Origin of the sequence: Bacillus sp. FSL P4-0334 (assembly GCF_038004825.1) — a bacterium.
Classification (GTDB): Bacteria; Bacillota; Bacilli; order Bacillales; family Bacillaceae; genus Bacillus; species Bacillus velezensis.
Genome location: NZ_JBBORX010000001.1, coordinates 2933106 through 2949993 on the forward strand (window position 1 = coordinate 2933106; position 16888 = coordinate 2949993).

At 38.2% G+C, this 16888-nt stretch carries 7 protein-coding genes and 1 pseudogene; all 8 read right to left on the minus strand.

What is annotated here, in order from left to right; all coding sequences use genetic code 11:
- Positions 1-500 precede the first annotated feature (500 nt).
- Positions 501-984, minus strand: a pseudogene (locus NSQ37_RS14720) (peptidoglycan recognition protein family protein); the annotation flags it as partial.
- A 174-nt stretch (positions 985-1158) separates the two neighbouring features.
- Positions 1159-3717, minus strand: a complete 2559-nt coding sequence (locus NSQ37_RS14725) for a peptidase G2 autoproteolytic cleavage domain-containing protein (protein ID WP_341123963.1) — start codon at positions 3715-3717, stop codon at positions 1159-1161.
- 40 nt (positions 3718-3757) lie between these two features.
- Positions 3758-4576, minus strand: a complete 819-nt coding sequence (locus NSQ37_RS14730; RefSeq protein ID WP_205164289.1) for a hypothetical protein — start codon at positions 4574-4576, stop codon at positions 3758-3760.
- A 20-nt stretch (positions 4577-4596) separates the two neighbouring features.
- Positions 4597-7893 (minus strand): DUF7359 domain-containing protein, encoded by a 3297-nt coding sequence (locus NSQ37_RS14735; protein ID WP_341123964.1) that lies wholly within the window; start codon positions 7891-7893, stop codon positions 4597-4599.
- A gap of 14 nt (positions 7894-7907) precedes the next feature.
- Positions 7908-8669, minus strand: coding sequence for a phage tail domain-containing protein (locus NSQ37_RS14740; protein ID WP_124692886.1), 762 nt, complete (start codon positions 8667-8669; stop codon positions 7908-7910).
- 44 nt (positions 8670-8713) lie between these two features.
- Complete coding sequence (locus NSQ37_RS14745; RefSeq protein WP_341123965.1) at positions 8714-15598, minus strand: phage tail tape measure protein; 6885 nt, start codon at positions 15596-15598, stop codon at positions 8714-8716.
- Positions 15599-15661: 63 nt separating this feature from the next.
- Positions 15662-16288: a hypothetical protein gene (locus NSQ37_RS14750; RefSeq protein WP_341123966.1), complete on the minus strand. Its 627-nt coding sequence runs from the start codon at positions 16286-16288 to the stop codon at positions 15662-15664.
- Positions 16289-16363: 75 nt separating this feature from the next.
- Positions 16364-16786, minus strand: coding sequence for a hypothetical protein (locus NSQ37_RS14755; protein WP_122504352.1), 423 nt, complete (start codon positions 16784-16786; stop codon positions 16364-16366).
- Positions 16787-16888: the final 102 nt, after the last annotated feature.

Consider the following 16888-nt stretch of genomic DNA (forward strand, 5'->3'; position numbering starts at 1 on the left):
CCAGTAACCCTTAGCATTGTTTGAACCTTTCACTGAGCCAGAAATGTTGACGGTATCACCTAGCTCCACAGTGCCGAGGTTCTTCGCTTTGTTTTTATCGGGTCTGTCCATAACGATTGCAGCGCTTTTTACACCGACAATTTTAATTTTGCCTACAGATTTGATACCACTGCTTTTAGGTTTAGAAGTGGATTTAGGCTCCGCGGTTGATTGTCCAAGCTCAGCATCACTTTTAATGTATTTCACATTTACATATCCGCTGTATGTAGCTCCTTTGGAGTTTGTATATTTGATATATCCCCAACCATTTTGAGTTGATCCTTTTTGGTATTGAACAGTAGAGCCTTTAGGAAGAGTAAGTACAATAGAGGAGTTTGCATTGCGTTGTGTTCTCACATTAAGACTGTCTGCGATAACTGTGTTCTTAACATAAGAGCCATTTGTTTTAACGACTTTTGTTGGCTTTGAAGATGAGGAAGAAGTTTTTCCGCCGAGTGCTTTTAATTCTGAAGCAATGGCCGCTTTCACTTGATCCCAGCGCCCCTCTGACAGAATACGATGCGGGCAGTATTTTCCGTTCCAGTCCTGATGCTTTCTGATTTTATCAACGCCCCATCCGCGCTCTTTAAGAAGTTGCGCCACAAACTTGATAGCCAGCGCCTCTGCTGCCCAATATCGCGGGCCACCTGACTTACTGTAGCAGATTTCTACCGCGATTGACTTTCGGTTCCCGGTTCCATTCGTTCCATCGCCAGAGTGCCAAGCGTTCCGATCCAGCGGAATCCCCTGAATGACTTCTTTATCATCGACGGCAAAATGATAGCTTGTGGATTCGCTGTTTCCCGTCATATAGCTGATTTCATTAGCGGCGGATGCGTCGTTTGCCGTGTTATGAATGGTGATATACTCCGGTGTCAGTGGGTTCGGACATTTCAGGCTGTATTTTTCACTTGGAACTAATCTCTTTTTCACTGCAATTGTCATATTGAACATCTCTCCTAAAAAATAAATTTGAGCACAAAAAAGAGAGAAGGGGGCAAATCCCAATCTCTCTTTATCTCACGTATGCTCTTGTTATCTCTGTTTTTGAATGCTATAAATTGAATAAAATTTATATTTTAACTAGAACATAACCACCTCCTTTAAGTGGGTGCCAAATTAAACTGTCGGTGTTATTAAGCAGACAGCGACACCATATCCTCTTTCTTTTGTGTAAGGCGTTGTTATTTTCATTACCGGATAACCTGAAGCATCAGAGGATTTTGATCCTTTGCCGGCTTTAGGTACAATTCTGTCGCTGTTTTGAACTGTTTCATCAATGCGAACGAATATCTGACCAAACATACCGACTATATTCCATTCAGGACGCTCAGATCGTGGAACATATTCTTCATTGGCGTTGAAGTTAGGGTTTTCTTTTGGCAGCCTTCTTATTTCGGTTCTTTGTATACCTTCGGAATCTACAAATGTCACATCTTTATCTTCATAGATAAGACCACCGAATTCATTCTTGAGATATCTTCCTTGCCAATTAAACAAAGATTCTCCAAGCACAATACCAGCTGTTTCAGATATAACCCCTAATACCTTGTCACCGAGATTCGCTTTCTTAATCTTGTCTCCATCAAGTGTGACCATATATCCGGTAGGAATTGCTCTTCCATCTGCAGATTCGAAGTACTCCGCATAATCGGCAAATGTTGAAGCACCTTTAACCTGACCGGTTAAGGCGATATTTCCTCTCATCGCATCATTTTCTATCTTAATATTCGAGGTGGAAGGGGTATCTGATGTTCCATATCCCCATATAGTGGTATAACCTTTTCTGTTTGCTACAGATTGTGATCCAATAACAACTCTTGAAGTCCCTGATCCTTCGATGGAAGAATTGTTTGATGCAACAACCAATGAGCGACTTCCTTCTGCTGTTGTTTTAGAACCCCCAGAGGATGCAATAACTGCATTACGTGGCCCTTCTGCTTTAGAACCACCGGTTGTAGCAATAACGGCAGAAGCATCACCAGTCGCTTGTCCATCACCAGAAGATGCCATTACGACGCTAGTATTCGTTTTAGCATAGCCGGAAGTCGTCGCAATCCGTGTGCCACCTTTGAAATTATTCGGGATAAACGTGTAGGTTTTTCCGGCAATTTTACTGGGAGTGACATATTGTTCACACATCGCAGCACTAATATTGGCCTGTGAGTTAGTACAATAAACACCTATTGAACCAGCTTTGTTTGTCCCGGTCATGTTAACGTTATTGATATTGACTGAACCAACTTTACCTCCAACAGCAATACCCACTAAAGCAGACTGGTTAATGGTTACATTCGAGATGTTAACATTGTCTGATTTTTGAGCTCCGCCAATTACATAGATGTCGTTACTTGCTGTTGTAAATCCCGATACTGAAATATTGTTCAGGTTGATGTTTCTGCTCTTATATTGAGTAGAGATTACTGTAGTATTCTTGTAATCATATGTCGGGTCACCAATTGCATTGAAGTTTGATACGTTGACATTTCTATAAGCGGAAATAACAAGTGCGCGAGGATTTAAACCTTGATAAAGGTCACTGAAAATAGGATGTTGTGCAGTACAGTTAACAACATTAATGTCAAATGCACTTGAGGAGATACTTTCAGAGGCAAGGTGGAAGCCAATATGTCTAAAGTCGAAAGCGCGAATATCATTTTCGGAATAGCAGTTAATTAAGTTTACGTTTCGTGCTGCAGGTGCTCTGTTGTGAGCTTTGACTTCAAAACCTCTACAGTTTTTTCGGCTGTAACAGTTCACTAGCCATACGTTTTTAGAGCCGTCATCAATTTCAAAACCGTTTGAATTTGAAGCTCCTTTGCTGTGTGCAGATCCATTGGCGTCATAGGCATAACAGTTAGTGAAGAAAATGTAATCAGAATAGTGAGTTGTGAAGCCATCGTCGCCATAATTAGTTGCAGTACAATTTTCAATCCACACATATTTGCTTCCATTTGGCTGATAATGATCTGCTCCATCAGTTGAAGAATTCCAAACAGGGGAGCTTACATCAAAACCGTGTACACCTGGATTACGAGCATTGACGTTTTTAACTCGAACAAATTTAGAATTAACAATGCCCACACAGTTTGCATTTGTTCCGTTTGTAATGGTGTTATCCTTTTTGTCTAAATTCCAATCGAGGTCTAAGTCTTCAATTAAGATATATTCGTTTCCGTTAGTGTAGTCACTGTTTGTTAGAACGCAAGATGTTCCAGTAGCTGTAGGATGAAGTTTGATAATAGACCCTGATCCAACACCGTAAAGTCTGACATAAGAGGGGATGTGCAATCCTTGAACCATATAAATACCTGCAGGAACAAAAACTTCACGCTTCCCACTGGAAAAAGCAGCTTTAAAGGCTTCAGTGTCATCAGTAGCCCCGTCACCCTTAGCTCCGAAATCTTGGACATTGACACTTCGTCTAATAAATTCATTTAAAACTTTGTCAACAATTGTTGCACCGGATGCAGGGATTTTTGAAATGTCCCCAATACTGTTTGTGATATCTGTTAAGCCAGCATTAACTGTACTTATTACGTTTGTAATGTCTTTAGAAGCAGCATCAAAAGCTTTTTTGATTTCAGGAGCAGTGAACGACACCCCATCAGATTTGAGTAATTCAATCGACATGGGTACATACTGCTCTGTTTTCTTGTCATAATATTTAAATCCCATTCATTTACCTCCATAAAAAGAGACCCGATCGAAGTCTCCTTTAGTCAATTTCATACCAAACTGCACCTGATTCTGGAGCCACGTTTGATATAACAACTCTTTGTTTTTCTGGAATTAAGCCTTCATCCTGATACCATACATAATTAGTATTGAAAGGTTCTACAGCGCTTAATAGGATATTGAAACCTTCGTAAGCTTCCGAAGTTCCAATATCAATCCAATCAAAACCATCCCATCTGTACACGGTTTTGTTTTCTTTTACAGCAACCGTCCATCCGATAAGTGGATTAGGGTAAGTTGTTTGTATATCAGCGAATGTATAAACAGAGGGTTTGTAAATCTTCCTAGTGTTCTCAACTACATACTCATAATCTGATGTTGCTTGTCTGCACCAATTTGTTATTTCAATACATCTCTTGGTGACACGTTCACATTCAGCAATACGTTCGTTGATACGAATAATGGCATCTTCAGCATCATCAATTAAGCCTTGAAGTGTTTCAATGACCATATTTCCTTGCCGTTTAATCCAAATTCTTGAGGCAGGGAAGAAGGATGCGCCTTCTCCTTGATATGCAAAAGTAAGGGATTTGCCTTCATTTGAACCATTGAAAAAGACAACTCCCATAAGGTAATCAACCTTAAAGTAGTTGTCTTCTAATTCACCATCTTCAATTTCTCGCCATTCTTTACTGTCACCACTAACCTCGACTCTGTACTCACGGTTAGGTACTTCTGTAAGTAAGACTCGACCATTGTAAACAGTTAAAGTTTCACTATAGCTTAAATAAGGGTCATCGATTGAACCCTTCCTTTTTTGAGAAAGGGTAGGGTCGTTATAGAGCTGAGGAAAATCCAAACTAAATTCACCGTCCTTTCTTATTGTGCAATTGATTTGAGCAATTCTTCTAAGTGCGCGACTCTCTCTTCTAAACTCTGCAGTCTACCCTTAGTACCACCTAATGTTTGTCCTCTAATAATGGATTCAGCTTTCTTGCCAATTACGTTGTACACAGACTTCTCATCTGAAATTGCGTATACAGAATATCCTTGCCACCAATCTTGAGCTTGAAAAACTCTAACCCATGCTTCAAACCAATTCGCCTGAATTGCTTCATTGTATTCCCCTAGGTCACCGAATGCGTTATGGGGCTGTTCAGGAGAGTTACTGTAAGGTGGGATGCCAAGTTCACCAAAGAAGATCGGCTTATTCCATTTATCGTAAAATGCTTTGATTTCCTTGAATATATTCTGTCCTCGTCCATATAACGGTACGCTATAAATAGCATCAATTAACTGATCTACAGATGGATTACGGTTATCAGTCAATTCAAAATAAGTAGCTATGGCAATGATATCAACAAGTCCGAATAGAGGATTGTTCAGCTTTTTATTATACGCAACAATCGTTTCGGGAGCCCAATTAGCGGTCACCCAATAATTTGTCCGGTAGAGTATCTTGCCAGAAAACAAACTCCTAAGACTTGTAATAACTGATTTCCACTTTTCTGTTGAATCTTCCATATGAACTAAGTTTGAAGCAATGTATAAACCGTCTAATTTAAATTGCTCGCATTTTCTGGCGAAGTCTTGAAGGATGTTGTTCCAAGCTGCGAACCATTGGTCTAGATCAGAAGGGATCCAATCGGTTTCAGCTACGGTTCCATTTGCGATGAAGGGGTAAGGTTCTAAAATAATGTTGTATCCATCATTTTTGAGTTTAGGGATCATATCCCACGCTTCGTTATAAGTGTAGTCCACAACTGTTGGATTTGAGTCTGAAGCATCCACAGCATTAATAAGGATAGGAATAGTGATTGTATTTAAGTTTAAAACAGTTGAGTCATTACTAACATCGGCATAATATTTACGACCAAATGCAGAAACATTTCCGCCTTTCCATTTCAGGGGATTGACCAAAAGGTTATTGAGCTCAATGTTTTGGACACGACTATCATAGTCGGAGAGTTTAGTGTCAACTTGTGCTGCTGTGGTTTCAACAAGCTCAGCTGTTTTCTGGTCACTGGAAACCCATTTTTCGCCGTCGTAAGAGGAAACAACGCCGGTAACCGTATTAGTCCATAAATCGTTTGCCTCAGGCTCTTCAGGTTCAGTTGAGGAGACAGTGTATTTCGAGCCATTAAGCTTACCTTTGACTTCTACAGTAGATGAAGGGAGGTAGGGATTTTCGTTTGGATGATGAGATTTTACGATGTCAGATCCAATAAACTGAGTTATCTCTATATCTGCATCAACTCGTCGATAGGCTTGAATGCCAATGGTGTAGTACATATTGGAGGGGAGTCCTGTAAATGTAGCAGCTCGTTTGTCATACTTTACATTCTTCAGGTCTTCACTTGCCATTTTTGAGCCAAAAACGTACTCTTCGTTTTTGCTGCTTCCATGCAAATAAATTTCAAAACCATCAATATTGTATTGATCTTCGTCTGATTCAACATAGTCCCATTGGAATGTTACATCAACGGAACCATCATCATTGGTCGTATGAGAAATAGCAGTGCCGTCCTTTGCAATAATAGGGGAGGCTGGTTTAACAGCAATTCTGTCATTGCGTAGGTTGAAATTTTCAGTGACCTTATCGTACTCAATTTTTCTTTTGTTTGTCTCAGTGCTAATTTTATTTGTTCGATAAACTGTTTTCAGCATGTTCTCAAAATCTGATGAAGCGCGTTTACCGTTTGAAACTGTAACGCTCAAGTTAGACTGTTCAAAATCAATCGAAATAGCTGTTATTGTTGCTTTTACATCGGTATAGAAGCTTTTCTGTTGTACTCTTACGATGTCTCCAAGAGAAAACCTGTCCCAGTTATGTTTTTCACTAATACAATTGAAAAAGTTCACTAAGCCTAATGCCAGATTAACAGCTGGTGCATTTCGGTTCTCAAGTTCTTCGTTTGCAGCGTCATATAATTCATTCTCATCAAAGATACTGTCATTAGACCATTCAGCAAAACTAATATATTTTGAAAGTTCTTTCTGAAGATCAGTATTAAAGTTCTTTTCAAAAGACAGTTTATCTTTAAGGGCGGTAATCTGTGTTGAAATTTGTGTAATAGAAGCTTGTATTGCTTTAATTTGTTCTCTTTTTGATTCAACTTCTTTTGATTTAGCATCTCTTTGCTTTATTAGATCAGTAGTATCATCGCCGGCTTTATTTGCAACTGTAATCTTGTCCAATATCTTTTGGAAATCAAGCTGTAATGTATATAGTTCATTTTTCGATGCTGTTTCTTTTTCCTCGGCCTTCTTTTTCTCATCTAAAAGTTTGTAGAAAGAACTGCCCTCTTTATTAACCAGGTCGTTGTAATCTAAAATTGCATGACAAAGTGCATCAGACATGTAGTTGCTTCTTTGAATTACATTTCGCTCCTGATCACGCTGGAAAGGGTAGAGGAAGTATGAAAAATCGTCTATGTATGATTGCCCAGTTGGGTTTACGGAGTTGATACTTAATCCATCTTTACCTGTAGCGTAAATCCTTGTAACGACATCATCCATATCCTCAGTGTCATCCAGAGAAATCATATATTGGGCAGGGGTTATTTTGAGTCCCTTATATTTAGACACATCAGATTCTTTGTAAAAATCAACAGTACAGTCAATTGTATTAAAAACAGGAATCGCTTCGAATTTCTCGCAAATCGAATACATAAAATCAAGCTTGTTTGAAGAAGAAATATCAAACTGTCTGTATTTTAAATTGAAGAGGGGATCAATGAAACCGATAGACCATTCAGTATTTTTTAGGCAGTCGGCAGCGACCTCTTTAAGATTTTTCGAAGTTTCTTCATACTTAATGACACCTTGTTTAGAAAGTACATATTGAAGTGATTTGCATTCAACCTGGATAGTGTCCATATCATTGCTGTATGATTTGGTTTTCTTGACTACTGTAAACCAGATTGTAAGTCCATAAAATTCTGATTTTATTAAGTACCAGGGCCTCAATAGATCAACAACATGATTCCGTTTATTTACACCATCGTAAGTAGCAGTCAAAGGGATTGAGAATGTTAATTCGTGTACATTACTGCCGTGATTGAGTGTTACCATAGGATTGATCACTTCATCAATATTTGCGACCTTTGTTTTATTTGGTTTGGCTAGGGAAAGACGAATATCTTTAATTTCCGTATCTTTACGAATTGTAATCAAATGTCTAACCCCTCCTATAAATACTTGTATCTAAATGAAAATCTTAATTTACATTTCCCTGTAACCTTTAATCTGTTCCTTCCAAAGCCCAATCTCAAGTACTGGTCATTAAAATCATCATAGCGTTCATTCTCATAAAGATTGGACTCGATAATTTCTTTTTCACCGTTTATTTTTAAGAGTTCTTTATCTTTCAAGTTGCTGAATACGAATGGTTCAGAGAAATCACTGAGATTTTCGATTTTTATGTCACCATCACCAATTTTCAATATTTCTAAAGAGGGGAAGATGTTTACATCGCCTTTATTATGCAACTCAACAATTTCAGTACCAGAGGATATATCAAATGCATGAGTGATTGCATTTCGACTGTAAGCGTAAGGGGAGTTGCATTTCATAGTTAACCGGACGTAGCCATTTCGAGCGGCATTATGGACTAAATCAGCTGTATCTACTGGCATTGCATAATAAACGATATCAAGGTTTTGGCTAAACGCAAAAGGCTTGTAATCCTCTACACTTAACCAACGTTTAATTGCTCGTACATTCTTTTCATTAAAGTGATTACCGAGATAAAAATTCAATGGGAATTGCTTAGGTTCCTGTTTAACACCTTCAGTGTAGGGTTCAGGCCGACCCTTTACATAAGTTTCATTAACTGTTCTTGAGCCTAAAAACGGTTCTTCAACCAAGCCTGAATCAGTATTAACATTTGTGACTCCATAGTCACTTGATTTTTCGTCATTAAATAAAAAATAGAGGCTTTCTCTAATCAATTTTTATCACCTCAAAAATAAGAAGAGCCAGCATATTTACTGGCTCATGAGTTGTTGAAATTAATACCCTTGTTTTTAAGACCATTTGCAAATTTATTGAATACAAAATCAGCTGTTTTCTGAGGATTTCCTGATTCATTAATGGTGAATTCAACTTTAAAATCATTGTTGTTTACAGTGCCATTTACTGACTTAGCTGCATCTGGTGGGGAAGAGAGGTTTTGAATACTTGGTATCAAACTATTAGTAAGACTCGATTGATTAATATTCGGAATTATTGATGGGACAGTGGTGATTCCTTTGTTAATCAAGGCTGCTAATTTCCCACCTTGACCCCATTTAGGTGTCTCTTCACTTGGAGTATTGTTCTCACGTACAGCTTTTACTGTATCCAAGATATTTGCAGTGTCGGTTTTATTAAGGATGAGCTCTTTATCGTGTAGGAAGGCGAGCTTACCTGCGCCTAGTCCTGTACCTGTATATCCACCCGATGCAAAAGAGGATACCTTTTTCCCAGTTTTATTACCTTTGGTCACAGTATTCAGGGCATTGGAGGCTTCTTTAAGCTTATCGATAAGGTTATTGGAGATGCTTTTCCCTATGGACTCCATATTGCTGTTAATGAACTTAGAGAATTCATTTAGTTGCTTAGCAATATCAGTAATCTTCCCATCCATTAGCTTTTTCTCAAGCTCCTTAAACCCACGCTCATCATTAACGAGATCATCATATTTCTTGTTAATTGAATCTTCATCTTTTTGAAGCTGATCCTGTAACGATTCTTTTCGTTTACTGTTTTCACGATCTTTAAGAAACTCATCTAAGGCTTCTTGCTGTTCTTGAAGTTGCTTTTCTAAGTCTTTAACCTGTGATTTTGCTTCATCTGAGTCATCGAGAGACAACTTGTTTAGCTTATCTTTGGTTTCCTGAATAGCCTGATTCTTTTCTTTGAGTTCTTTTTGGTATTTAGCTTCATCATCAGTTTTATCAATCTCATCAATCAAGTCCTGCGTAGCTTTTTGATGCGCTTTTAATTCAATATCACGCATCTTTTCGTACATCTCTTTGTAGATAGAAACAACTTCATCAGCAAGAGATTTGTACACATCTTTGATTGATTTCTTTGTGTTGTAAAGCTCCAGATTGTAATCCTTCTGCTTGTCTTTCCAGTTCTCGATCTCTTCAGTAATTTGTTTCTGAATATCTGGGAACCCTTTAGCAGCTTTCTTTTGAGCTTCCAACTGTTTGATATACTTCTTCGCTTCAGTCTGTTGTTGCTGAATAAGCTTAATCTGTTGGCTATAATATTTAACCTTGTCTTTATCTTCCTCGGTCATGGATATTTTATTGTTAACATCTTTAAGCTTAGATTCGGTTTTCTTGGTTGATTTCTCAATGCCGTTAAGCGTTTGATCAACTTCAGACTGAATGAGCTGTCCTCGAAGTTCTCTTACTTCTTCTTGAAAATTGATGAGATCAATCTTAGCTTGTTTTAATTCCTCAGCAAGCTGTGCTCTTTGAGCGGCATTCAGAGTTTTGTTTGTTTTGATTTCTTTTTCAATAAAAGAAACCTTCTGACTCTGAATCTTTTGCTGTTCAGTTAAAGCTTTTTTCTGATCATTTGTATACTTACGGAACTCTTTACTGTCGCTCAGATAATGACTTGCGAGTGCTTTGTCTTGAGCGATTCTTACATCAAAATCACCAATACGCTTGTCATATTCATCAAGTTTCGATTGAACGATTTCATATCTGAGCTCTTGGATCTGATCATTTACTGAATCAATATCACCTTGGAGGGAGAGGAGGTCGGATTTAGCTTGCGCGATTGCTTGCTGTCGTTCTGCTTCAGCTTGAGATGCATCTGAAATAGATGTACCGACACCTTTTAAATACTTCTCAGGGTCAATTGTCTTTCCGTTTTCCTCAATTTGAAGATGAAGGTGATTTCCAGTTGAATTACCCGTACTGCCAACTTTACCAATGGTCTGGCCAGCTTTAACAGTTTGACCGGCTTTAACAGAAGGGGTATCAAGCATATGCATATACTTAGCAACTTTTCCATCATCCTGCTGAATGACAACCCAGTTACCGGCAGTCTTGCTATAACCAGCAATTTGAACTTTTCCACTCTGAACCGATTTAATTGCGGTTCCAGCTTTTGCTGCGAAGTCGATACCTTTATGTGGAGTTGATCGGTAAGCGCCATCTTGCGCATTATATTTAGAACTTATTCTAAACGCACTGTTCTTCGTGTAGTAGCTTGCAATGGAGGAATTAGCAGAAGTCATTGACTTGGTATAATTTGACATGATCTTCTGAACATAATTCTGAGTTTCCTTGAAAGGAGGGACGCCGCCATATTTGATCACATTACCAGGCCCTGCGTTATAAGCAGCAAGTGCTTTTTCAACATTTCCACCAAATTTGCTTAGTTGTTGGGCTAAATATTTCGTGCCACCCATAATGCTCTGATAAGGATCATAAACATTATTTACGCCTAAGCTTTTAGCAGTGGAAGGCATCAACTGCATTAATCCGGCTGCGCCTGCTCCAGAACGAGCTCTTGCGTTGAATCCTGATTCTTGTTGGATTACAGCTGCAATTAGAGCTGGATCGACACCATATTTGCTTGCGGCAGAATTAATGTAGCTGGAGTATTTACCCGAGTAAGACCCACCACCAGAAGAATAAGAACCACCGGAAGATGAACCAGAGGAAAGGGAGGAGGTAACTATACCGTATTGTGCAATGTTCCCTGATTTAATTTGATCCTTGAGGAGTTTGGCTTGCTCCTGCATAAGCTTTTTCTTTTGTTGAAGAGCTTTAATTTCTTTCTGCAGGGCATTTCGATAACTTTGAGAATACTTTGGATAGTCGTTTACTTGCTTATTATATTTTTCGACTTCAGCATTAACTTTCTCCAGAGCTTCCTTGTATTTATCAGCCACGTACATGGACGTTTTGGTTTCCTCAGAGGCTTTATCACTTGAAGAAGAAAGGTCGTCAAGAGATGTTCCTGTTTCGGATAGGGAAGTTGAAGCCAAATCGGCTAGTTTATCAAGCTCTTTAAGCTGATCAGTGATATCAGTGACCTGGTTTAAATCATCCTGTGTTTTGGGTAGGAACTGCAGCGCACCACTGTTCCCTTTTTTTAGTTCGTCGTATATCTTTTTCTTGTTGTCTTCAAGCTCAGACTTCATTTTATAAGCGTCTTGAACAGTCTTGATAGCCTTGACTTCAGACTTATACATATTAATCTTTTTATTTAATGCATTAGCCTGATTAATTAGATCTTGTCTTACAGATTGTTGCATATCATTGTAAGCTTTGAGTTTTGTGTCCCGAAGCTTAACAACTGCATTTCTGTTGATTTTTACAACACCATTTTCAACTGAAATTGCATCAGCAAGATCATGTTCTTTCTGAATAAGCTTCATGGCTTCTGTTGCAGATATGCTTTTACCTTCAGACATTTTTTCAAGGAGGTTGTTTAAAGGGGAGATGCTGTCAGACATAGTGTCATAAGCTTCATTTTGAATAGCAGATATAGCAGCATCATTTTGTTTCGATTCAACTAAATCATCGATGATTCCTTTAATTGCTTCAAAATCACCTTTAGCCTCTTTGAGCTTGTCAGATAAATTCCCGACTTGCTCACCTAATGCATCTACACCTTCACCATTTTCATCCCAGGTTACTTTTGCAGTTTGTGCAGAATCATTTGTAGAGTCAATGGCAGTTTTAAGGTCATCATAAGATAAAGCCAAACCATTTGCTTTATCTTTACCACTCATATATTGATTAACAAGCTGTTCTAAGCTTTTAGAGGCGGAATCAAAATTATTTTTATTGCCCGATTGTAGAGCTTTTTGGATATTATCCATGTATTTCGAAACATTTATTGAAAATGACTCAAGTTCATCTGCATTCATTTTGCTGAAGTCGATTTTATCGAATGCGTTAGATATTTCCCTTGAAAGATTCGGATTTATCTTTATTGAGTTAAAGGCATCAATTGTCTGTTGCACTTGCTCTCTAATTTTAGCCTGTGAGCTGGATAGCTCTTGTTCAGTACGTAGTGCATCTTGTTCAGCTTTAATACCTTGATTTTTTTTGTCATTTTCAGAAGAGAAAATATCCCAACTCTTGCCGTTTTTATAATAATCGGCAACCTGCTTATACTGTTTAATCTTATCATTGAGTTTATCAATGTCTTTTAAGCTTTCCTTAAAGTTACTATTGGCACCTGTTTGAATGTCTTTTTTGTTTAAATTACTAAGGTCTTCAGTGTACTTTATAGCATCCTTAAGTGCTTGGTTTTTCTTTAAGATTGCTTGCCCTTGAGAATCATAACCAGCGATCAAATTCGGGAATGTTTGTGCTAATTGTTGTGTTACTTGCAGATATTCTTGCTCTTGGTCAGCCGATAAAGCTCCGCCATCTTTAGCCTTTTGTAATTCTTTGTATTGACTAATCAGTTTGTCTGTTTCATCTTTATTCGTTGTAATTGCTTCAATGCTAGTAGTTTTAGCTTGTTCAAAGTCTTCTCTAGCTTGTTTTAATTCAGAATAAGAGGAAATGAGTTTCTCAATAACCACGCCAAGTCCAACCATAGCTGCCATTGGAAGAAAACTGCCCGCTAAAAACGCGCTTGTCGAGACTGCGACTTTCTTTAGATTGCTCATCGCAACGCTTGAAGCATTAACCACTCGTGCCCAAACTGCAGTTTTAGCTGAAGCTGTTGTTGCACCAAGCCCAACAGCATTAAAGTTTAAGACAAGATTTTTAAGGGTTGATATTGCAGACATTCCAGTTGAGATGGTAGCTGTACGAAGTGAAGTATTGAAAAGAAGAATTGCAGTTGTAGCAGAGCCAAAAACTTGAGGGAGGAGACCGACTGTTTTAGTAATTTGAGCACTTGTTTGCATTAATCCTTTAAGTGCATCTGCAAACACAACAATGCTATTAGAGATAAAGGCTTCACTGGAGGCAACCGACATCTCCGTAAATGCATTTGACAACCTATTTAATCTTGCTTGTAAGCTATCTGCATATTTCTGTTGCTCGCTCCATGCACTCCCGGCGGAATTAGCGGAAGTGGTTGCGGCATTCTGGGCAATAGAGAAGTTGTTCATTAAGGCATTAAATCGAGACAATTGATGGATATTCGCAACGCCAATAGAGGTGTTTTGTCTTTGAGCATCAGTTAACGTATCCCATTTGGCTGCTACCTCATTAATCAACTCACTTGCTGACTTAGCTTCTCCACCCGCAGTCTTTACAGAAATTCCGATCTGATCTAAAGCTTTAATTGAGCTTTGGTTATTCCCAATACGTGCGAAAATCGTCTTTAATGAGTTACCAACCACATTCCCAGATTCACGAGTGGTGCTTGCGATGGCTGTGGTGTATCCGATTAAATCATTTAATTCAACACCAAATGTGGAAGCTGTTGAACCAGCTTTTCTAATACTGTTAGCCAGATCCATTGTAGTTACAGCATAGTTGTTATCGACTTCATTAAGCTTATCTGCGATTGAAATAGAATCATTAGCTGCAATATTGAAATTTAACATTGCGGCAGTTAAAGTGTTAACTGTATCATCAGGAGTTAAATCAGAGACGTTTTGTAGAACTTGAGCGGTCTTTGTCAGCGTAGATAGTTCACTTTCATCGAAACCCATACGGCCGAAATCGCCAGTCATTTGCAAAATGTCAGTGATCTTGTTTGAAAGGGTGTCGCCTAGGTTTATTGATTCCTCGAGTAGCTCATTGTACTTATAATCAGGCTCATTCATTACACGTCTGATGTTTGTCATTAGAGTATCAATTTCAACAGCCTGGGAGACCATTTCCTTGAGTCCGGATATAGCACCATAGAACAAAGAACCGGAGATTAAATATGTAGACATACTTTTGAAAGCTTGCGTTAGCTCCGCACCAAAAGACGAGGCTTGACTAGCTGCTACTTGCGCATTTGAAGCCAATTCCCTGAATTGCATGTTCAAACTTTGCATTTGAGATCTGATATTACTGCCGCCGGCACTTACATTAAGGCTATTTACCGCATTTAAATAATCTTGAGCAGCTTGTCTATTGCCGGCACCCATTGTATCGCCATAACGTGTATTAAGGTTTTGTACGTTTACCTGCGCTTGGCGTTGATACAACTCAATAGTTTTTCTTAGTTCATTATTTTTCGCCACAGCAGCAGACTTATCATCGAGCATTTTAATTCTGTTTTGCAATGCTTCAATTTGTTGTGCTGTTTGAGCAGTATTTAGTTTCCGTCCAAGGGAAGAGAGGGTGGTGTCAGTTACAATTCCTTGCTGTCTAAGTTTTTCTAAATCCAGTTTTAATTGTTCAATTGCTTTTCGTTGCTGATCATAATTCGTTGTTACTTTAGATGTAGTAGCGTTTGTTTTTGGATCAGTTGTATAGGTAATATCGTCAAAGCCATTACGGTTCTTTTGAGTAACCCTCGTCGTTTGTGCTTGAGCATTTTTTTGTTCTGTTCTTTTCTGTACCTGACCAAGTTTTTCAGTGGCTTGAGCAAGCCTGTTTACTTCTTGTGTTTGTTCACGTAATGATTGATTACGATTGTCTATGGTCTTTGTTTCATGCTGAATGATTTCGCCATTTTTCTTATACTGCTGTATAAGCTTTTCAACAGTGCCATCAGCATTTCTGGTAATCGTTGTAGTTTCTTTAACTGTTTGATTGAAGGATTTGAGATGTTTTTGATAAGTGTCAACCGCAGAGGAGAAGTCGTTGAGAGTCTTTAAAGCAGAGGCATCAATATTGGTCTTTAAATTAAGGGAATTAAGCTTTTTCTCTAAAGATTTAATTTGCTGATTTAACTGTTCGACAGTCTTTGAAGAAGTGTCAGCTTTGGGTGTGAGTATAATCTTTAAATCTTGACTCAAATAAAGGTCACATCCTTTCGAATAGGGGAGAGTGAATTTTTGGGCATATAAAAAAGCCGCTCGTTATTGAGCGACTTTGCTTGCTTTCCGTATTGCTATCTCCATAATACCTTGCCATATTTCGGCATTTGATAAAGCATCTTTAACTTTCAGATCGTCCTGTCTAAACCCTTTAACATTCTCTAGGCCAAATTCATCTTTACTCGGTAGGAAATCAAATCTGTAAATAGGGGAGGAGAAATCATCGAGCTTTAATTTTAAATCAATTTTTTTGAAGTACTTTGTTTCTGTTTTATTAGAAGATAGTGCGCCAACTAATGCTCCAATGCTTCCTGCTGCTAACCCACCAACAACAGCGCCTGTTATTTGACTTCCTTTGGACACTTTTGTAACTGTGTTATCATCAATTGTAACTTCAGCTTGAATTATTTTGCTGAAGGGGACAATTCTCTCTTCTAATGTTCCATCCTGTTTGAAGCTGTGAATTACAAATTTATCTTCTGGATCAATTAAAGTTAGCTTTGCATTTTTATCTGGATTTATGATGGACTTATAATTAGAAGGGAAATTTCCAACCGTTTCAATCTCGCCAGCTCTTTTTTTGTCCATTTCTTTTTGCTTATCCGAAGCGCTAACCCCAATGATAATGAAAGCGCCAACCACTAAAATTAGAATGATAGCCCAGATCATCCAACCACCACCAGTATTATTTTCCTACATTATATCATGATTTCCAGCAGTGTAGAACCGGATACGGCATCCGAGTCACGAGGCATTCATTTCTTTATCCTTCTTAATCCTTTCAAGTAAATCACTAAAATAATTCACAACCAATAACCTTTTCCTGTCTTTATAATAAGCCCACCAAAATGCAAGAGTTGCTCCTGCTATCATTAGAGTATTAACAAGAGGATAAGACTTATATAATGACTGGTACAGCCCTAGGACTATATTCCAAATTGCCAAAATCCAAGGTAAGTGTTTAGTATGGTCAAAGTTTTTTTGAAGATTCTCCAGTCTTGCTTCAATGAAAATTAAAGAATCTTGATCAATATCCCTTAATGAATTTAGGATATTACTTCGGCTTTCTTCAGTTTTATTTAGATACCCTAAATCATTTTTGATGTATTGAATTAATTGGTCAGTGTCAAGTGTGAGAAGTTGTTGTTTTACTGTTTCACCATTCATTTGATAATCACCTCTCCATATTATCGTCAAATATGGAAATATGTTTAAGGTTTTATCCATAAGCAAAACCCTTCAATTGAAGGATTTTGATTCTGCATAAAA

Coding starts and splice junctions, on each gene's coding strand:
- NSQ37_RS14725 (WP_341123963.1), bottom strand. CDS start 3,717: ATGGGATTTAAATATTATGACAAGAAAACAGAGCAGTATGTACCCATG.
- NSQ37_RS14750 (WP_341123966.1), bottom strand. CDS start 16,288: ATGATCTGGGCTATCATTCTAATTTTAGTGGTTGGCGCTTTCATTATC.
- NSQ37_RS14755 (WP_122504352.1), bottom strand. CDS start 16,786: ATGAATGGTGAAACAGTAAAACAACAACTTCTCACACTTGACACTGAC.